The following is a 20,112-nucleotide window of genomic DNA, read 5'->3' on the forward strand; positions in this document are numbered from 1 at the left end:
CGAGGTCTGGGGTGGTCCGATGAAGACACGGATTGTGCTGCTCGCCGCCGCCACGCTCGCGGGGCTGGTGCCCGCCTTACCGGCTGTGGCGGCGGACGTGCCGCCGCAGGAGCCGGGGGTCACGTTGCGGACGTTCGATCTGCAGGCGTCGCGTGACTCGCTCTGCACGCTCAAGCCCGGTCAGACGCCGAACGTGGACAGGCTGATGCCGACGATCAACTGGTCGGCCGCGGCGGATTTCGGCGTCGACAACTTCTTCCAGTCCGAGGTGATCGGCAACATCAACATCACCGCCGCGGGTACGTACGGGTTCCGGCTGACCAGCGACGACGGCTCGCGGCTGCGGATCGACGGCACGACCGTGATCAACAACGACGGCGCGCACGGGGCGACGCCGGTGGAGGGCACGGTCGCGCTGACCACCGGCTACCACTCGCTGCACATCGACTACTTCGACCGGGACGGCGGCCAGCAGCTCACGCTGGACTGGCGGCCGCCGGGCGCGACCGCGTTCTCCCTGGTGCCGAACACGGCACTGAGCACGGACTCGGGCGTGGTGCGGGTGACCGCGCCGGGGCGCAAGGAGTGCGAGAGCGCCGGCGACTCGCCCGGTGACGGCCTGCCACTGACCGGCGTGCACCCCGGTTACACGCTGGCGAACCTGCGCCCGGCCGGGTTCCAGCCGCAGGTGAGCGCGATGGACTGGTTCCCGGACGGGCGGCTGGCCATCGCGACCTGGGGCGGCAGCGAGACCACGGCCGGCGAGGTCTACGTCCTCAGCGGCGTGACCGGCGCGAACCCGCAGGTCACCTACCGGCGGATCGCGACCGGGCTGCGGGAGCCGATGGGCTTGAAGATCGTCGACGGCAAGATCTACGTGTCGCAGAAGCACGAGCTGACCGAGCTCGACGACACCAACGGCGACGGCACGATCGACCAGTACCGGCGGGTGGCGACCTGGCCGTTCGACGGTAACTTCCACGAGTTCGCGTTCGGGCTGCTCTACCAGGACGGGTTCTTCTACCTGAACCTGTCCGTGTCGATCAACCTGGGCGGCGCCACCACGGATCCGCAGGGCTCGCCGAACCGGGGCACCACCGTGAAGATCAACCGGGCCACCGGAGCGGTGCAGTACATCGCGGGCGGCCTCCGTACCCCCAATGGCTTGAATTTCGGTCCTGAGGGCGACATCTTCGTGCTGGACAACCAGGGCGGCTGGCTGCCGTCGTCGAAGCTGGTGCAGGTCAAGCCGGATCGGTTCTTCGGCCACTACACCAACCCGGACGGGCCGTTCGACCTGCAGCCGGTCACCCAGCCGGTGCTGTGGCTGCCGCAGAACGAGATCGCGAACTCGCCGAGCACACCGATCATGCTCAACTCCGGGCCGTACGCGGGCCAGATGCTCTTCGGTGACGTGACCTACGGCGGCATTCAGCGCGGCTTTCTGGAGAAGGTCGGCGGCCAGTACCAGGGCGCGGTGTTCCGGATGACGCAGGGCCTGGAGATGGGCGTGCTGCGGCTGAGTCAGGGCCCGGACGGCGCGCTCTACGTCGGCGGGCTCGGCGCGGGCGGCAACTGGGGCCAGGAGGGAAAACTCACCTACGGCCTGCAGAAACTCGTCCCGAACAACAACAGCGTCTTCGACATCAAGTCGATGAAGGCGATCGCGGACGGCTTCGAGTTCGAATACACCCAGCCGGTCTCGGACGCGACCGCGGCGCAGCTGGCCTCGCGCTACCGGGCCAAGCAGTGGCGCTACGTGCCGACACCGGCCTACGGCGGCCCGAAGGTGGACGAGGAGACGCTGTCCGTCACCTCGGCCACGCTGTCCGCGGACCGGCTGAAGGTGACGCTCAAGCTGGCCGGTCTCAAGCCGGGCCGGGTCGTGCACGTGCGCTCGCCGCGCCCGTTCACCTCCACGTCAAACCAGTCACTGTGGAGCACCGAGGCGTGGTACACGCTGAACAGCCTGGCCAACGGCACCACGCTGAAGTCCGGCCTGGTCGAGGCCGAGAACTCCGGGCTCACCGGCAGCACCTCGGTCGGCACCGACCACCCCGGCTACACCGGCACCGGCTTCTCCGCCGGGCACGGCGCGGCCGGATCCGCCACCACGTTCACCGTCAACGTGCAGACCGCCGGGACCTACCCGATCTCGCTGCGCTACAGCAACGGCCCCAACCCCTCACAAATGACCAAGACCATGAGTGTGTACGTGAACGGGGCGCGGGTGAAGCAGGTCAGCCTGCCCAGCACCGCGAACTGGGACACGTGGGCGACCCAGGCCGACTCGGTGACGCTGCGGGCGGGGGCGAACACGGTCGGGTACCGGGTGGACGCCGCCGACACCGGGCACGTCAACCTGGACAGCCTGACCGTCGGCAACGCCACGGCCGCGACCACCGGCACCGGCACGATCACCGGGCTCGGCGGCAAGTGCCTGGACGTCGACAACGCCAGCATCGCGGACGGCGCCAAGGTGCAGCTCTACACGTGCAACAACTCGACCGCGCAGAGCTGGACGCGGGAGGGCGACACACTGCGGGCGCTCGGCAAGTGCCTGGACGTGTCCAACTCCGGCACCGCGGACGGGACCAGGGTGCAGCTGTGGACCTGCAACAACAGCGCCGCACAGGCGTGGCAGGCCCGAGCCGACGGCGCGCTGGTCAACCCGCAGTCCGGCAAGGTCCTCGACGTGGCCGGCGGCGCGACCGCGGACGGCACGCCGGTGCAGCTGTGGACGTGGTCGAACGTGGCACAGCAGCGCTGGACGCACAACGGGCCGAGCCGGGTCACGCTCTTCGACGGCGGCAACCTGGGCGCGTTCCGCAACGGTGACGGCAGCGCGGTGACCTGGCCGGTCTCCGGCGGCTCGGCCGAGGTGCTCGGCGGCGACATCCGGACCAAGCAGGCGTACGGCGACTTCAAGCTGCACGTCGAGTTCTGGCTGCCGAACCTGCCGGCCGATGTGACCGGTCAGGCGCGCGCGAACAGCGGCATCTACCTCCAGGACCGGTACGAGTTGCAGGTGCTCGACTCGTACGGCAAGGCGGTCCCGGCCGCGGACGACGCCGGCGCGATCTACCTCAAGCGCGCGCCGTCGTCGAACGCGGCGACCGCACCGGAGACGTGGCAGACCTACGACGTCACGTTCCGGGCGGCCCGCTGGAACGGGACCACGAAGACCGAGAACGCGCGGGTCACCGTGGTCTGGAACGGCGTGACCGTGCACAACGACGTCGCGATCGACGGCCCGACCGGCGCCGGCGCGGCGGAGAGCCCGGCCGCGCTGCCGATCCGCCTCCAGGACCACGGCGATCCGGGCGCGAACGTCCGCTACCGCAACATCTGGATCGAACCGGCCTAGCGGTTTCCCACGGCCGGCCGGGTGCGCTCTCACCGCGCACCCGGCCGGCCGTGGGGCACGGTCAGCCGCGGGTCGCCTCCGCCGCCCGGCCCGAACGCCCGCGCGTGAGGATCGTCGCGCCGAGGAGGATGAAGCCGAGGAGGAACGGGTAGACGATGCCGCGCTCGGCGAGTCCGATGAGGACGCCGGCATCCGAGGCGAGGATCGCGCCGAAGGCCACCACCGAGATCAGGCCGAGCACCCCGGACAGCACGAGCGCCCGGCCCGTCCCGGCCGGGACGCCGAGGAACCGGCGGGCGCCGCCCAGCAGGATGGAGAGCACGTTGCCGCTGACGAAGGCGAGCGCGGCGCCCATCCCGTGGTAGTCGCCCGTGCCGTCGTCGCCGGTCCCGGGGAACAGCGCCACCAGGATCATGCCGGCGGCCAGCACCGCCGCCGTCACGATCAGCGCGACGCGCCGCCCGCCCGGCAACCCGCGGAGCAGGGCGACGCCGGCCAGCGCGGCGAGCCCCACCAGGAAGACGCCGGTGTTCATCACCGGCGCGAGCGGCGAGTAGATGTACTGGCCGAACGCGGTGAGGGGCCCGCGTACCCCCAGGTTGCTGATGAAGTGATGGGTGTAGCTGTAGGGCGGGTCCGTCCATGCGGCCGCGGCGATGAATTCGGCGACGAAGAACACGGCGCCGCTGGCGATGAACGCCGCTCCCGCTCCGCGACGCTGTCGAATGCCGTTCACGATCTCCTCCTGGTGCTCCGGTGCGGTGAAGACTGGACGCGGCCGCTCCCACCGCGCTGACACGGCGCTAACACCGCGATCGCCGCGCCGGGCTTTCCGTGCGGGCCGCGCCGGGCTTTCCGTGCGGGCCGCGCTGGGCTTTCCGTGCGGGCCGCGCTGGGCTTTCCGTGCGGGCCGCGCTGGGCTTTCCGCGCGGGCCGCGCTGGGCTTTCCGTGCGGGCCGCGCGAAGATCAGGAGATGGACGGCGATGCCCGGCTTCGGGTCACGGTGCTCGGCGCGTTCCGGGTGGCGCGTGGTGCGACGGTCCTGCCGGTCGCCGGTGCGCGGCTGCGGGGACTGCTGGTGCGGCTGGCCCTCGCCGGCGGCCACCCGGTCGAGCCGGGCGTGCTGATCGAGGCGGTCTGGGCGGAGGAGCCGCCGGACGGTCCCGCCGCCGCGCTGCAGAACCTCGTCTCCCGGCTGCGCCGGGCGCTCACTCCGGCCGGAGCCGCACGAGACGTGATCGTGCAGGTCACGGGCGGATACCGGCTGGCGGTGGACCCCGCCGACGTGGACGTGCTGCGGTTCGAGCGGCTGGCCGCCGCCGGCCGGGAGCGGCTGCGGGCCGGCGATCCCGCGGCGGCACACACCGCGCTCACCGAGGCGGTGACGCTGTGGGGCGAACCGGCGGCCGTCGTCGCGGTCGCGCCGGCGGTAGCGACCCGGCTGGCGCGGGTGTCGGCCGACGCGGTCGTCGACCTCGCCGCGGCGGAGTCGGCGCTGCACCGGCCGGACGCGGCCGCCGACCGGCTCGCCGGCGTGCTGGCCGGGCATCCGGGCCACGAGCGGGCGGCCGGGCTGCTGATGGACGCGCTCACCGCGCAGGGCCGCCAGGCGGAGGCGCTGGCCGTCTACGAGCGGATCCGCGAGAGCCTGGCCGGCACGCTCGGCGCGGACCCGGGAACCGCCCTGCGGGAACGCCATCTCCGCCTACTGCGCGGCACCGATCCGGACGTGCCGCCGCCCGCCGTCGCACCGGTCGCGGCCCTGCCCGCGCCGGTGACCAGCTTCATCGGCCGTGCCCGGGACCTGGCCCGGGCCCGCGCGCTGCTCGACGGCGGACGCCTGGTCACCGTCCTCGGCCCGGGCGGCGTCGGCAAGACCCGGCTCGCGCTGGAGGCGGCCCGGCGGCACGGCCCCGCGTTCCGTGACGGCGTGTGGTTCGCCGACCTCGCGTCCGTCACCGAACCGGCGAAGCTCGCCGCCGCCGTCCTCACCGGGATCGGCCTGCGGGCCGGCCGCCTGCGCGACGACCACCGGCCGGAGCCCGGCGACGAACTGGCGCTGCTCGCCGGCGAACTCGGTGGCCGGGACGGCCTGCTGCTGCTCGACAACTGCGAGCACCTGATCGACGCGGTCGCCCATCTGGCCACGGCACTGCTGTCCCGGTGCCCCGGGCTGCGGATCCTGGCCACCAGCCGCGAACCCCTGGCGATCGACGGTGAGGCGCTCGTGCCGCTGGCCCCGCTCCCGCTGCCCGGCCCGGACGCCACCGTCGCGCAGGCCCGCGAGGCCGAGGCGATGCGGCTGTTCGCCGACCGGGCCGTGGCCGTGCGTCCCGGCTTCGGCATCGACGAGGCCACGCTGCCCGACATCGTCCGTGTGGTGCGCGGCCTGGACGGGTTACCGCTCGCGCTCGAACTGGCCGCCGCCCGGCTCCGCACCCTGTCGCTACCCGGCCTCGCGGACGGGCTCACCGACCGGTTCCGGCTGCTGAACGCCGGCAGCCGGACGGCTCCGCCCCGGCACCGCACCCTGCGCGCGGTGATCGCCTGGAGCTGGGAGCTGCTCGACGCGCACGAACGTACCGTCGCGGAACGCATCTCCGTCCTGCCCGGCGGCGTCACCCGGGAGTCGGCGTCCGCGCTGTGCGCCGGCACCACCGTTCCCGCCGACGCGATCGCCGACCTGCTCGCCGCGCTCGTCGACCGGTCACTGCTCCAGCTCGTCCCGCACACCGGCCGGTACCGCATGCTGGAGACCATCCGCGAGTACGGCGCCGGCCGCCTCCGCGCCGCCGGAGAGCTCGGCACGGTCCGCGACCTGGCCGCCGATCACGTCACCGCGCTCGTGGTTCGCGGCGATCCCCGGCTGCGCGGCGACGGTCAGCCGGCGGCGCTCAGGGCGATCGGCGCGGAGTACGACAACGCGCTCGCCGCCCTGCGCCACCTCCACACCGTGCGCGACTCCGCCGGCGCCACCCGCCTCGCGCTGCACCTGACCTGGTTCTGGCAGATGTCCGGACGGCACTCCGAGGCCACCTACTGGCTCGGCGAGACCCTGACCATGCCGGAGACCGCACCCGCGGGCGATCGGGACTGCGTTCACGCGGCCTACCTGATCAACCGAGCGGACGCCATGCCGGGCAGCACCGCGGACGGGGACGAGGAGGATCAGGCGCGGCTGGCCGATCGGCTCCGCGCCCGCCCGGACCTGCGGGGCCACTACCGTGCGCTCGGCCCGATGCTGCTCTTCCTCCTGGACGAGCCGGCCTCCCTCGCGGACTTCCGGCAGCTGGCCGACGGCGATGATCCTTGGACGGCCGGCCTGGCTCACCTGTTCCTCGCCGAGATCGCCGAGAACCTGGGACAGGCCGAACGGATGCTCGTCCACGTGGAGGCGTCCCTGGACCGCTTCCGGCGGTGCGGCGACCGATGGTGCCGGGCCGCGGTGCTGCCGATGCGCGCGCGGATCCGGCGTTACCGTGACGTGAACGGCGCGCTGGCCGACCTCCGCGAGGCCCGGGCCCTGACGGCGGAGTTCGGCACGCCCGGCCTCGGCGACCAGATCCACAGCGATCTGCTCCGGGCCGACCTGCATCTGCGGCACGGCGACACCGGCCGTGCGGCGGCGGCGATCGCGTCCGCGCGGGACCGCGCCCGGCACGTGTCCCACGCCGACCTGCCCGCACGGATCGACGCCCGGGACGCCGCCCTGCGGATCCGGCTCGGCGACCTGGACCGGGCCGGTGCGCTGCTCGGCGACCCCGACCCCGACCCCGACCCCGACCCCGACCCCGACCTCGACCGGGCCGGTGCGCTGCTCGGCGACGCCGCGCCGGCCACGGACCACACCCGGGCACTGGTCACCGGGACGCGGGTCTCACTCCGTGTGGCGCGGGGCGACCTGCCCGGCGCGGCGGAGGCGCTGCGAGAGGCGTACGCGGCCGCGCTGGCCACCCGGGAGCTGCCGCTCATGGCCGCGGTGGCGGTGCACGGAGCGGAACTCGCCGAGGCACGCGGACGGCATCCCGAGGCGGCCGTTCTGCTCGGCACCGCCGCCCGGCTGCGAGGCACCCACGACCACACCGATCCGCAGGTGCGCGACGTGGCCCGGCGGGCCCAGGCCGCGCTGGGCGAGGCCGCGTTCACCGCCGCGTACACGGAGGGCTGGCATCTGGACCCGCGGACCGCGGTGTCCGCCGCCGCACCGTCATCGCGATGACGGCCGCTCATCGTGCGGATATTCGCCCTTGCCGATGATCTCAGGCGTCGCTATGTTAATGGAAAATCACATGACGGTGTCCGTGGTGACATGCCCGTCTCACCCGCGAAGACCGTTGCTCGAAGGCGACATCCGGTCACTCGGGAAGCAGGTGGAAGCGAATGGAGAATCTCAACAGACGACGCGTCCTGACGCTGGGCGCGGCGCTCGGCCTGGCGGGCGTGGCAGCGCCCTCCACCGCGTGGGCCTGGTCGTCCGCCGGGTCGATCGCCGGCACCGACGCGGTCGACGACCCGTGGGGCGTCTGGGACGACGCCACCGATCCGCTGGTCGCGTCGCTGCTCACCCGCGGCGAGATCCCGGCCGTCAACGCCGCGATGGAGTCCTGGGTGAAGAACGGCGACCCGCTGCCGGCCGCGTTCCCGTCCGACCTCACGGCGTTCCTTCAGCAGCACAACAAGCTGCCCGCCTGGGCCGACCGGGCCAAGCTCGACCGGGCCGCGCGGTTCAACGAGCGGATGGGGTTGTACCTGTTCCTGCTGTACGGGCTGGGCAGCGGCATCATGAGCACGGTCATCCCCAGGGAGGCGCGCAACGTCTACTGGTCCGAGGGCGGCTCCGACATGAAGGCCCGCGCGGCCAAGACGTTCACCTACGGCTACGACCTGAGCGCGACCGACGCGTTCACCCCGTCCGGGCACTTCGTGGTCACGTCGAACAAGACCCGGCTGACCCACGCGGCGGTGCGGCACCTGCTGCCGCAGTCCGCGCCGTGGCGCGCGGTCACCGACGACCAGGATTTCATCCCGATCAGCAACGGCGACATCCTGATCACGTTCCACAGCCTGGGCACGTTCGTCTACGGCAAGCTCAAGTCCTGGGGCATCCGGATGTCCGCCGCGGAGGAGACGGCGTACCTGCATCAGTGGCAGGTGGCACTGCACCTGCTGGGCGTGCGTGCCGACTTCATCCCGGCGACCTGGGCCGCCGCGGAGCAGCAGTCGCGGTACGCGCTGACTCCGCTGCTCGCACCCACGCCGGAGGGCGTCGACCTGGCCGAGGTCCTGCTCGGCCTGACCGCGCAGATCGACCTGGGCGTCACCCGCGGCTTCCTCAACGAGTTCGTCCGCTACGTGCTCAGCGACCGGATCGGCGACTGGCTGGGCCTTCGCCGCGACCCGGTGTCCCGCGGCCTGATCCAGGTCGGCTGGCCCGCCTACGTGGCGTTCCGCGAGGGCCTGTCACCCCTGGTCCCGGAGGGCTTCTCCATGTTCGACCGTTTCGTGCGCGCGCTGGCCATGCTCTTCCTCAACAACGGCACCTCACCGACCTACACCCCGATCACCATCCCCACCGCGAACCGGCCCGGCACCTGACGGGATCAGCCTGCCTCCGGGGAAACCCGTAGGCAGGCTACATATCATTCCGGATGGCATCGGCGTGGTGGGTCGCGACGATGGGCGGTGTGGAGAATCGGAAGCGCTGGCGGCAGCTGACGGTGTGGCTGCACGTGCTCAGTTCGGCCGGGTGGATGGCGCAGGCCATGGCCCTGTGCGTCATGCTGGCCACCGGGCTGGTGACCGACGATCCGGCCGTCCGCGCGGCCTCCACCAGCATGTCGCTGGCCACGGACGGGCGGCTGCTCGGGCCGATGGCCGACGTCTCCGCGTTCACCGGGATCATGCTGTCGGCCGCGACGCCGTGGGGGTTCTTCCGGCACTGGTGGGTGCTGACCAAGTTCACCATCACGATCATTCAGCTGTACGCCGGCATCTTCCTGCTCTCGCCGCAGTTGCAGGAGTCGGCCGTCACCGGCCCGGTGCCGCTTCAGGTGGCCGCGACCGCGCTGATGGCCTCCGCCATCGCGTTCCAGGGCTGGCTGTCGATCGCGAAGCCGTGGGGGACCGTCGGCCGCCGCCGCAGGCGGGGTGGCGGCACCGGGCCGGCCTGGGTCTTCGTCGCCGCGGTGCTGGGCGGCCTCCTCGACCTCGGGCTCGCCTTCGTGCTCGGCCACCCGATGCCGCTGCTGTCGATCGTCCTGGTCGTCGTGGTCCTGGCCCGCCGGCGCACCTGGTCCGCACCGGCCGCGGGGTCCCGTGCCGCGGCCGGTGAGCGCGGTTGAGCCGGCCCGCGGGGCCCGAGGGTCCCGCGGGCCGGGCCGGATCAGTTGGCGTACGCCTCGAGTTCGTTGACGCGGACGTGGAGCTGCTGGTGGGCCGGGCCGCTGCGGCCGAGGATGCGGATCAGGCGGGTGTTTCGGAGCGAGAACGTGGACGTGACCTGCAGTGCGGTGTTACCGCGCACCTCGGCCACGGTCAGGTAGTTCAGGCCGTTCCACACCTGCACGTCGTAGTCCCGGATCGGGTATCCCGCGCTGGTGTAGACGACCACGCGCCGGACCGTCCGCTCCACGCCGAAGTCGGCCTGCACCCACTGCGGGTTCGTCGGCGGGTAGAGCGTGGCCGCGTTCGACCAGCTGTAGGGCCCGCCGAGCCGGGTGTCCTTGTTGCAGTCGGTGACCCGGGACGGCGCGTAGCCCTCGTGCGGGTACGTGGACGACGCGGACGCGAGCGCGCCGCAGGCGAAGTTCTGGTCGCCGCCGGTGCCGCCGTCACCGCCCTGGCTGCACACCTCGAACGCGACCCTCGAGGTGTCGTACGTGGTGTAGGTCGACTCTCCGAAGTAGACGACCGCGGAGCCGGCCTCGTCATCCTTCTCCTGCTTGGAGATGGTGGTGCTGACCGAGCCGCCGCCCTGCAACGGAACGCTGACCGTGGTGTTGACGGTCTTGCCGCCGTCCACCTCGTACCACTGGTAGGCCATCACGCTGCCGTAGACGGACTGGTCCCAGGTGGTGATGAACGTTTCGGTGTCCTGCCAGTTCTTGACGTGCTTCTTCTTCACCTTGGAGAAGTAGTGGTTGCGCAGCACGAACCCGTTGCTGGTGATGATGACCATGCGCATCTCCCGCTTGCCCTCGAAGAGCTCGCCGAAGTTGTCGTTGGTGACCTTCCAGCGCCGGAAGTACTCCGCGCCCTTCGGGTTGCGCAGGCCGGTCGGGTTGCAGACCGCGCTCGTGCCCATGCCGGCCCCGGCGGCCGGTGCCTCGGGTCCGGCCTTCGTGTCCACCGCGTCCGGCAGCGCGGTCTCGATCCCGCCGCCCTCCCTGATCCGCTCGTTGACGGACAGCACCCACACCTCGTTGACGTCCGCGTACGCCTCGTCCACGGTGATCTGCGAGACGTTGCCGTACTGGTCGATGCGGTAGCCGGGCGCGCTGGCGGCGGTCTCGCTCGCCGGGGCCACGGTCACGGTCACGGCCGAGCCGGCGTAGACGCCCTCGCCCCAGTTCGGGATGTAGATCTGCGGCTCGTAGTCGTACCCGAGCACGCCCTGGAAGTTCGCGACCGCGTTCTTGAGCTGCTGCCAGCTCGGCGCGTTCGGGTCGGCGACGCCGGCCTCCTCGGCCTCCTGGATCACGGTCGACCACAGCGTGTTGGTGTCGCCGTCGAACTGCCGGGCGACGGCGTTGCGGACCAGCACCCGCATCTGGGTGTCGACCGCGACCTCGAGCGCCGGGTCCAGCACGTTCAGCATCCGGTTGTAGAGCTCTTGGTCGATCTGCGAGACCGGGGGCACCGAGGTGGGCGGGGCGGTGGCCGCGTGTGCGGGCAGCACCGGGGCGGCGGCCGTCACGGCCACGCCGAGCAGAGCGACGAGCGCCCCGCGGGTTACGGTATGCACAGGTTCCCCTTCCGGGAGTGACGAGGGACGCCAGAGATGATGGCGATCCGGGCGCCCGCGCACCCCCGATCCTGAACGTCGATGAACATCGCTGAAATCCGGGAAGGAGACTTACAGTATCGAGAAAAATGCATATAGTGATCGTTCGTGACGCCCGAACCGGCACCCATCCCGGGACTCGAGCTCCCGCACTCCGGCACGCCCGTCGAACGACTCGCGGCCCTGCTCCGGCAGCTGCGACGGCGGCAGGCACGCCGGCGCGGCGGCCCGGAGACCACCTACCGCGACCTGTCCGCCCGGACCGGCTGGTCGATCGGCGCGATCTCCGGCTACTTCGCCGGCCGCATCCTGCCGCCGACCGACCGCTTCGACATCCTGGTCACGCTGCTCGGCGCCACCCCGGCCGAGCGCGGCCCGCTCGCCACCGCCCGCGACCACGCCCACGAGAGCCGCCGCGACCGCGCCCACGAGAGCCGGCAGGACCGCGCTCACGAGAGCCGGCACGACCGCACGCCGGAGGGCCACCACGACCCCGCGCCGGCACCCCGCCAGCTGCCCGCGGTCTGCGCGTCGTTCGCCGGCCGCACCCGCGAGCTCGCCGCGCTGGACGCGACCCCGCCCGGCGGCATCGTCACGATCACCGGCGGCGCCGGCGTCGGCAAGACCTCCCTGGCAGTCCACTGGGGACACTCCCGGACCGCCCGATTCCCGGACGGACAGCTCTTCGTGGGCCTGCGCGGCTTCGTCTCCGGCCACCCACCGGCCGGGCCCGCCGAGGTCATCCGCGACCTGCTGGAGGCGCTGGGCGCGGCACCGCCCGCGATCCCGCCCGGCGTGACCGCGCGCATCAACCTCTACCGCAGCCTGCTGGCCGGCCGCCGCATGCTCCTCGTGCTGGACGACGCGCGCGACGCCGAACAGGTCCGGCCGCTGCTCCCGGGCGCCGCCGGCTGCCTGACCGTGGTGACCAGCCGCCACCCGCTGACCGGCCTGACCGTGGTGGAGGGCGCGCACCCGCTGGCGCTCGGCGTGCTGCCGCCCGGTGAGGCCCGCGCGCTGCTCGCCGCGCGACTCGGCCCGGACCGGGTGGCCGCGGAGCCGAGCCCGGTCGCCGAGCTGATCCACCGCTGCGCCCGGCTCCCGCTCGCGCTGGCCGTGGTCGCGGCGCGCGGCACCACCCGGCCGGACGCCACGCTGGACCAGCTCGCCCGCGAGCTGCGAGCCGCGCAGGGCACGCTCGAAGGGTTCACCGGCGACGATCCGGCCGCGGACCCGCGCGTCGCGTTCGCCGGCTCGTACCGGCTGCTGCGCCCGCCCGCAGCCCGGCTGTTCCGCTGGCTCGCCGCGCACCCCGGCCCGGACCTGAGCGAGGCCGCGGCGGCCAGCCTGACCGGCACCGCGGTCGACGCCGTCCGTCCCGCGCTGGCCGAACTGCTCCGCGCGCACCTGATCCAGGAACATCAACCCGGCCGGTACGTGCTGCACGACCTGCTCCGGGCGTACGCGCTGGAGCAGCTCCGGCTCACCGACGGCCCGGACCGGCGGCGGGCCGCCGTGCGCCGGGTCCTCGACCACTACCTGCACAGCGCACACGCGGCCGCCGCGCTGCTGCACCCGGACGACGGGACACCGCCGCCGCCCGCACCCGCGCCCGGCACCACGCCGGAGACGCCGGCCGGTCGCGACGAGGCCCGGCGCTGGCTGGAGCGCGAGCACCGGGTGCTGGCCGGCGCGGTCAGCCACGCGGCGCAGCACGACTTCCCGCGCCACACCTGGCAGCTGGCCCGCGCGCTGACCTCGTTCCTGGACTGGCGGGGCGACTGGCACGAGCTGGCCGAGATCCAGCGGATCGCGCTGGTGGCCGCGGACGACGACCCCGGCCGGATCTCCGCGCACCGGCTGCTGGCCCGCGCGCACAACCGCCTCGGCCGGTACGACGACGCCCGCACCCACCTGACCGCCGCGATCGCGCTCTGCCGCGGCGCCGGCCTGCACGCGGACGAGGCCCGCTGCCACCTCAACCTCTCGCTCACGCTGGAGCTGTCCGGGCAGCACCGGGCCGCGCTGGAGCACGGCCGCCGGGCCGTGGAGCTGTTCGGCGCGGCCGGGGACCACGCCGGGCACGCGACCGCGCTCGGCGTGGTCGGCTGGTGCCACGCGCTGCTCGGCGAGTACGGCTCCGCGCTCGCCTGCTGCCGCCGCGCGGTCGACGAGCAGACCGCGCTCGGCCGGGAGTCCGCGCCCACACTGGACAGTCTCGGCTTCGCCCAGCACCGCCTCGGCCGGTACGCGGCGGCCGCCACCGCGTACCGGCGGGCGGTCGTGCTCTACCGCGAGGCCGGTGACCGCTACCACGAGGCGGACACGCTGATCCACCTCGGCGACTGCCACCGCGACGGCGGCGACGACCACGCGGCCCGCGCCGCCTGGCAGCGCGCGCGAGAGATCCTGATGGAACTGCGCCACCCCGCGGTCGCCACCGTCACGAACCGGCTTCGTGTGCCCTCCAGCGCCCGGTGAGGCCGGTCCGTCCACGTCGGACGGTTACCGGCGATGAGGTGCGATCTCCCGGCCGGTCCGGGGGAGGAGGGCGGGCGCCGCCTCCTACCGGGGGAGATCGGCACACCGTGGCCGTCTCCGGTCAAAGCGCGCTCCAGCAGGCCTTTCTCCGATCAGCCTCGGCCGGGCCGGGCGCCGCCTATGGTGGTTCTGCCAGGCCTGGCACCCCGACAATCACCGAGCATCACCGAAACAGGGACTGGTCATGAATGGCTCTCGTAAGGCTCGCCTGCTCGTCCTGGTCGTGGCCACGGTCGCGGCCCTGCTGACCGCGCCGGCCGCCGCCGGTGCGGCACCGCCCGGAACGATCCGCAGCGAGCTCAACAACCTGTGCGTGGACATCGAGGGCGGCAGCTACGCCGCCGGTGCCCGCGTCATCACCTGGGACTGCCACGGCAACGCCAACCAGCGCTGGTACTGGGACGGCGACACGATCCGCAGCCGGCTCAACCACCTCTGCCTGGACATCGCGGGCGGCGACTACGCCCGCGGCGCCGGCATCATCACCTGGCCGTGTCACGGCAACGCGAACCAGAGCTGGTACTGGTACGGCGACACGATCCGCAGCAGCCTCAACAACCTCTGCCTCGACATCGAGGGCGGCGACTACGCCCGCGGTGCCCGGCTGATCACCTGGACCTGCCACGGCAACGCCAACCAGGCCTGGTACTGAGCCTCTCGGCGCGCCCGGACCGGCGATCGATGCCGTGCCGCCGGCCACACGCCGGGTCGAGGTAATACAACGGGAAACGGCCGGGCATCCGCCCGGCCGTCCCCGTGTGTCCTGTATCAGCGGCGCGAGCGCGGCAGGCAGCACTTCTTGTACTTCAGGCCGGACCCGCACCAGCAGGCGCCGTTGCGCTCCACCGGCCAGTGGATCGCGGTCGACCGGGTGGCCTGCAAGCGGGCGTAACCGGCCCGGGTCTTCGGGTCGGCCGGGTCACCGTCCGCGCCGGCCGTGCGGACCAGCGCGTCGACCGAGCCGACGCCCAGGGTCAGGCCCACGCCGCCGGCCGCGGTCAGCCGGACCAGCTCCTTCTCCAGGCGGGCGCGGTGCTCGTCCCACGTCGCGCCGTACGCCTCGCCGAGCGCCGGCCACTGCGCCACCAGCCTGTCGAACTCGGCCTGCGGCCAGAACAGCAGCTCGGCCTCGGCCGCGTCCGCGGCGGGGGCGGTGCCGGCGTTGGCGAGCTTGGTCTCCAGCCGGTCGGCCAGGTTGTCGTGCCCGTCGTGCGGCAGGCCCAGCACGTGCCGGATCCGGTGCCGCTGCTGCAGCAGGAAGAACAGCTGACCGGCGTCGTCCGCGCTGGACGGCTCCGCGGCCGCGCCACGCTCGGCGAGCGCGGACTGGACCGCCTCGGTCAGCCACTGCTCCGCGACCTTGTGGCGGCCGCCCACGGCCAGCGCCGCGCTCACGTACGCCGGGGCGTCGGTGTATCGGGTCAGCAGCGGGCGCAACGACTCCAGCGCGGCCTCCGCCTCGTCGGCCTGCCCGGTCCGGAACAGGATCCGCGCCCGCAGCGCGCGGGCGGAGGCGACCTGGCTGTCGTCCCGCGTCCCGTAGGCGTCGAGTCCCCGCTCCGCATACCGCAGGGCGGCGTCGAGCTTGTTCCGGCTCTCCGCGATCTCCGCGGCGAGCGTCAGCGCGAGGCCCGCGTCACCGGCGTCCGCGAGGCGCCCGGCGTCGGCCGCGTCCGCGAGCTCGGCGGCCACGCCGAGCGGGTCGGCGGCGCCCAGCGCGGACTGCCGGATCTGGAGGAGGTCGTCGCTGGTCAAGTCAGCTTTCATCGGCACACCGCCACCGTACTGCGCGCGAGGCCGCGGAGCCGTTGATCTGGGTCTCACTTCAGCTGTGGGCGTACGAGGAGAACTTCAGGTGACCAGTCCGTTGCGGTAGGCGTACACGACGGCCTGCACCCGGTCACGCAGATCGAGCTTGGTGAGGATGCGCCAGACGAACGTCTTCACCGTCTCCGGACTGATCACCAGCGTCGCCGCGATCTCCGCGTTGGAGAGCCCGTTCGCGCTGCCCGGCATCGCGGGTCTGCGCGACCGGCGTGGCGAACGCGCCCACGGCCGGCCCCGCGCCCCGCCCCGGATCGAGCAGGCCGAGCAGGTGGCGCAGGCCGGTGATCGCGCGCCGCCCGGTGCCGCTGACCGCGGTCAGCGTCGCGTCCAGCCGCTCCGGCGGCCCCACCACGCGAGAACCAGCACGGCGCAAACGGTATCCGGCCCCACGACCGGGATCGTCCCCCGGCCGTGGACACCCGGCCGTAGCTCCCGCGGGGGATGTCACATGTGCCGCGCACCGTCCATGATCGCCGCCCGGATCCGGTTGTAGGTGCCGCAGCGGCAGACGTTTCGCAGCCCGTCCAGGTCCGCGTCGGTGATCTCCCGCTGTTCGGCCGCCGCGCGCCTGGCCAGCGCGACCGCCGCCATGACCTGCCCCGGCTGGCAGTAGCCGCACTGCGCCACGTCGTGGTCGATCCAGGCCCGCTGCATCGGGTGCGGACCGTCCGGCCCGGCCAGCCCCTCGATCGTGACCACCTCGTCGTCCGGCCGCAGCGCCCCGACCGGGATCGCGCACGGGCTGACCGCCTCCCCGTTCAGGTGGCTGGTGCACGCCTTGCAGACGTCGATACCGCAGCCGTACTTCGGGCCGGTGATGCGGAGCAGGTCACGCAGCACCCAGAGCAGCCGCACGTCGTCCTCGACGTCCACCGTCACCTGCCGCCCGTTGACCCGGAACGTGTGCTCTGCCAAGAGAATCATCCTCTCCGCGCGCCGTCGGCAGGCGACGCCGGGATCGGCGGCACCGTCGGCTTCGGCGTGAACGACAGCGTGCCGTGGTTGATCGGGAAGCGGGTCGGGACGGTGCCGGTGGCCCGGCCGTAGGCGCAGGCGACCGCCGCCGCGGACGCGGCCACCGCGAGCTCGCCGGCGCCGCCGGGCTGTGCGGAGTCGCTGGGCATGATGATGATCCGCAGGTCCGGCGGGACGTTCCACTGCCGGGTGTAGAAGTAGTCGTCCCAGCTCGCCTCCAGGAAGTGCCCGTCCCGCAGGTGCAGGCCGGAGGTGAGGGTGAGCGCGATGCCGTCCATGATCCCGCCCATCATCTGGGCGTCCAGCCCGCGCGGGTTGACGACCAGTCCCGCGTCGACCGCGAGGACCGCGCGGGTGACCCGCGGGCCGCCGACACCGTCCCGGATCGGCCGGCCGACGGTCGCGGGCCGGCAGTCCAGCTCGACCAGCACCGCGCTGACCGACTTGTACTCCGAGTGGAACGCGATGCCCTGGGCCACACCGGCCGGCAGCGCGCGCCCCCAGCCGCCGGCCTCGGCGACCGCGCGCAGCACCGCCCTGGCCCGGGCGTCGCGGAGGAAGTCCAGCCGGAACCGGTACGGATCGCTGCCCATCCGCGCGGCCAGCCGGTCGATCATCAGCTCGCGCGCGCAGGTGGCGTCCGGCGAGTAGACGTTGCGCATGCTGCCGGTGTTGAAGCCACGGTCGACCTCGTTGAGCAGCCGGCTGGTGCTGCCGAACCGGTACGGCGAGGTCTGCGAGAACTGGAAGAACACCTGCGCGAACGCGGCGTCGCCGACCGGCAGCTGGGCGAGCGTGGCGGTGAGCAGTTCGCCGAGCCCGTGCCCGAGGTCGGTGGCGACGCTGGTGTGCCGCTGCTCGTAGGAGAGGACCAGCCCACCGGCGTACGCGATGCGCACCAGCGAGGTCGCCATCGGGTGGGTGCGCCCCTGCCGCACGTCGTCCGCCCGGTGCCACATCAGCTTGACCGGCTTGCGGATCTTCTGCGAGATCTCCGCGGCCTCCAGCGCGGCGTCGAAGAACAGCTTCCGGCCGAACGAGCCGCCGCCCTCGGTGACGTGCACGGTGACCCGGCCGGCCGGCAGCCCGAGCCGCGCCGCGATCGTCTTCGCCGCCACGATCGGCGACTTGAGCGCGGACCAGATCTCGGCCCGGTCCGCGCGCACGTCCGCGATCGCGCAGTTCGGTTCGAGCGCGCTGTTGCCGCGGAACGCGAACGTGAACCGTTCCTCGACGACCGGGGTGGGTGGCCGCGGACCGAGCGGCAGCTCCGCGGCGGCCAGGGACCGCAGCACGGTGTCGTCGGACTTCCCCTCGGCGGTGCCCGGCCCCCAGATGACCCGCAGCGCGCGGACCGCGTCGATGCACTGGCCGAACGTGGCCGCGCGCACGGCCACGCCGGTGGAGACGGTGACCACGTCGGTGACGCCGGGCATCGCGCGGACCTCGGCCAGGTTGGCCACCGGCCCGGGCCGGCCGTTGATGGTCGGCGGCCGGCACACCATCGCGGGTGCGGCACCGGGTACGTCGAGGTCCATCGCGAAGGTCTTGCGGCCGGTGACCGCGTCGAGCGCGTCGACGCGGCCGTGCGGCCTGCCGATGACGGTGAAGCTCTCCCGCGCGGTCAGGTCGACCGGGACCGCGATGGTGCGGTCGCTGGCGGCCCCGGCGGCGAGCGCGCCGATGCCGACGCGCCGGCCGGTGCGGTCGCTGATCACCCCGTCCCGCAGGCGAAGGTGGTCGACCGGCGCGCCGAACCACGAGGAGGCGGCCGCCAGCAACCGTTCACGGGCGACCGCGGCCGCGACCCGGATCGGCGTGAACGTGGAGATCGTGGTGTTCGACCCGCCGGTCAACTGGTTGAACAGCAGCTCCGGGCGCGCGTCGGCGAGTGTGACGCGCACCCGGCCGACCGGCACGGCCAGTTCCTCCGCGATCAGCATGGCGGTGGAGGTGGTGATGCCCTGCCCGACCTCGGCCCGGGGCAGCGCGAACGACACCGTGCCGTCGGTGTTGACGTCCACCGTGATTAGCCCGGACGTGGGCAGCGAGGCCGCGGTCATGATGTCGTTGAGGTCCAGCAGTTCGGTCGGGTCCGCGGCGGCCGGTTCGGGCGTGAAACCGGCCGCGGTCACCAGGATCGGCGCCGCCAGGACGTATCCGAAGAGCCTGCGGCGGGGGAGCGGTCCGGTCACGGCTCACCCGGGCCGGTTCGTCGTCGGGATCTCGATCTTCGTCTCCTGACCCTTGGTGAGGAAGAACAGGATGTACTGCCGGACCGCCTCGTCGATGACCCACGCGGTCTCCGGCACCAGCGGCAGCGGCACCAGGCCCTCCCGGAACCGGACCAGGATCGGCCACAGCCGTGCGATCAGCGGCTCCCACACGGGCTCGCGCGGGATCTCGTCCCAGTCGGCGACCTGCGGCCCGGCCAGATATCGGGCGAGCGCGTTGACCAGCGGACGGCTGACGCTGCCCGGGCTGGTCTGCTCGGCGAGCTGCCCGAGCAGGATGTCGGTCAGCTCGACGCCCTCCCGGGTGGGCCCCATGTTCGGCGGGAGCACCTGGTCGGACTGCGCGTTCGCCGCGGCCCAGGTCGCCGGGATGTACTCGTCGCGCACGCCCAGCAGGTGCGCGGTGACCTGCCAGACGTGCAGGTACGCCTGGGAGTCGGCCGCGCTGATCGGCACCGCCCACTCCCGCATCTTGCGCATCGCGTAGGTCGGCAGCGTGTGCCAGGTGACCAGGATGTCCTCCTGGCTGATCGGCACGCCCCACTTCCAGTGCGGGGACTGCTGGAGCAGGTGCCGCACGGCCGCGTGCACCAGCCGCGTCTTGACCGCCTGCACGACACAGTCGCCGTCCGGCCGGTACGCGTTGAGTGAGCCGACCGAGAACCCGAGCAGGCTGGTCTTGGCGACCCGGTCCTCCATGTCCGCGCCACCCTTGGAGTAGTAGACCGACCAGGCCTCCTTGGGGATCGCGGTGCTCAGCATGCCGCCGCCGACGCCGTTGAGCAGATTGAGATAGAGCCCGCGCGACTTGTTGAACCGCGCCGCGGCCTCGAGCTTCGCCCGGTCGGCCCAGGCCGGCAGCGTCCGCGCGCTCTCGATGAAGTCGTGCAGGTAGTCCGGGAGCCCGGCGGGCAGTGGCTGGTCGTTGCGGTTCCAGTCCCACAGCAGCCGGTTGACCACGGGCACGACGCCGCTGTCCAGCAGCCGTGCCGCGACCGGGTCGGCGTCGGTGTCCCAGATCTGGCGCGGGTCGGCGCCGGTGCCGGTGCCGGTGATCGATCCGCTGGACGGCCAGGTCCACGGCACCGCCCGCTCCACGGAGGGCATGCCGAACGCCCCGAACGCGCCCAGCGCCAGCACCCCGCGCCTGCTCAGCTCCGCCATG

Annotated in this window: 12 protein-coding genes and 1 pseudogene; 6 read left to right on the forward strand and 7 right to left on the reverse strand. The window is 73.1% G+C overall.

From position 1 onward, the window contains the following. Positions 1-19: 19 nt before the first annotated feature. Positions 20-3,367, forward strand: coding sequence for a 3-keto-alpha-glucoside-1,2-lyase-like domain-containing protein (locus J2S43_RS08940; protein ID WP_306828314.1), 3,348 nt, complete (start codon positions 20-22; stop codon positions 3,365-3,367). 61 nt (positions 3,368-3,428) lie between these two features. Here the strand turns inward: J2S43_RS08940 and J2S43_RS08945 are convergent, their stop codons facing one another. Beyond that, positions 3,429-4,103, reverse strand: a complete 675-nt coding sequence (locus tag J2S43_RS08945) for a DUF998 domain-containing protein (RefSeq protein WP_306828315.1) — start codon at positions 4,101-4,103, stop codon at positions 3,429-3,431. A 238-nt stretch (positions 4,104-4,341) separates the two neighbouring features. Between J2S43_RS08945 and J2S43_RS08950 the strand changes: the two genes are divergently transcribed. The 3 genes from J2S43_RS08950 (at position 4,342) to J2S43_RS08960 (ending at position 9,709) form a co-directional block, all read left to right on the forward strand. Beyond that, complete coding sequence (locus tag J2S43_RS08950) at positions 4,342-7,587, forward strand: ATP-binding protein (RefSeq protein ID WP_306828316.1); 3,246 nt, start codon at positions 4,342-4,344, stop codon at positions 7,585-7,587. Between the two features lie 161 nt (positions 7,588-7,748). Beyond that, positions 7,749-8,963 (forward strand): oxygenase MpaB family protein, encoded by a 1,215-nt coding sequence (locus J2S43_RS08955; protein ID WP_306828317.1) that lies wholly within the window; start codon positions 7,749-7,751, stop codon positions 8,961-8,963. 89 nt (positions 8,964-9,052) lie between these two features. Next, positions 9,053-9,709: a hypothetical protein gene (locus J2S43_RS08960; protein WP_306828318.1), complete on the forward strand. Its 657-nt coding sequence runs from the start codon at positions 9,053-9,055 to the stop codon at positions 9,707-9,709. Positions 9,710-9,750: 41 nt separating this feature from the next. Here J2S43_RS08960 and J2S43_RS08965 read toward each other — a convergent pair whose 3' ends face one another. After that, a complete protein-coding gene (locus J2S43_RS08965) occupies positions 9,751-11,331 on the reverse strand; it encodes a discoidin domain-containing protein (protein ID WP_306828320.1) in 1,581 nt (526 codons plus the stop codon). A gap of 147 nt (positions 11,332-11,478) precedes the next feature. Between J2S43_RS08965 and J2S43_RS08970 the strand changes: the two genes are divergently transcribed. Both J2S43_RS08970 and J2S43_RS08975 read left to right on the forward strand, forming a co-directional pair. Continuing rightward, entirely contained in the window at positions 11,479-13,851 is a 2,373-nt protein-coding gene (locus J2S43_RS08970) for an ATP-binding protein (protein WP_306828321.1), read from the forward strand. Between the two features lie 244 nt (positions 13,852-14,095). Then, positions 14,096-14,563, forward strand: a complete 468-nt coding sequence (locus J2S43_RS08975; RefSeq protein ID WP_306828322.1) for an RICIN domain-containing protein — start codon at positions 14,096-14,098, stop codon at positions 14,561-14,563. 116 nt (positions 14,564-14,679) lie between these two features. Here the strand turns inward: J2S43_RS08975 and J2S43_RS08980 are convergent, their stop codons facing one another. From J2S43_RS08980 to J2S43_RS09000, 5 genes and pseudogenes are all read right to left on the reverse strand, one after another. Then, positions 14,680-15,678 (reverse strand): SEC-C domain-containing protein, encoded by a 999-nt coding sequence (locus tag J2S43_RS08980; RefSeq protein ID WP_306828323.1) that lies wholly within the window; start codon positions 15,676-15,678, stop codon positions 14,680-14,682. Positions 15,679-15,762: 84 nt separating this feature from the next. Next, positions 15,763-15,915: pseudogene (locus J2S43_RS08985) on the reverse strand (response regulator transcription factor); the annotation flags it as partial. Positions 15,916-16,182: 267 nt separating this feature from the next. Next, complete coding sequence (locus tag J2S43_RS08990; RefSeq protein WP_306828324.1) at positions 16,183-16,662, reverse strand: (2Fe-2S)-binding protein; 480 nt, start codon at positions 16,660-16,662, stop codon at positions 16,183-16,185. Further along, on the reverse strand, positions 16,659-18,908 hold the full coding sequence (locus tag J2S43_RS08995; protein WP_306828325.1) for a molybdopterin cofactor-binding domain-containing protein: 2,250 nt from the start codon (positions 18,906-18,908) through the stop codon (positions 16,659-16,661). Before J2S43_RS08995 ends, J2S43_RS08990 begins: the two co-directional genes overlap by 4 nt. A gap of 3 nt (positions 18,909-18,911) precedes the next feature. After that, on the reverse strand, positions 18,912-20,111 hold the full coding sequence (locus J2S43_RS09000) for an oxygenase MpaB family protein (RefSeq protein ID WP_306828326.1): 1,200 nt from the start codon (positions 20,109-20,111) through the stop codon (positions 18,912-18,914). Between the last annotated feature and the right edge of the window lies 1 nt (position 20,112).

Source organism: Catenuloplanes nepalensis (genome assembly GCF_030811575.1).
Taxonomy (GTDB): Bacteria; Actinomycetota; Actinomycetes; order Mycobacteriales; family Micromonosporaceae; genus Catenuloplanes; species Catenuloplanes nepalensis.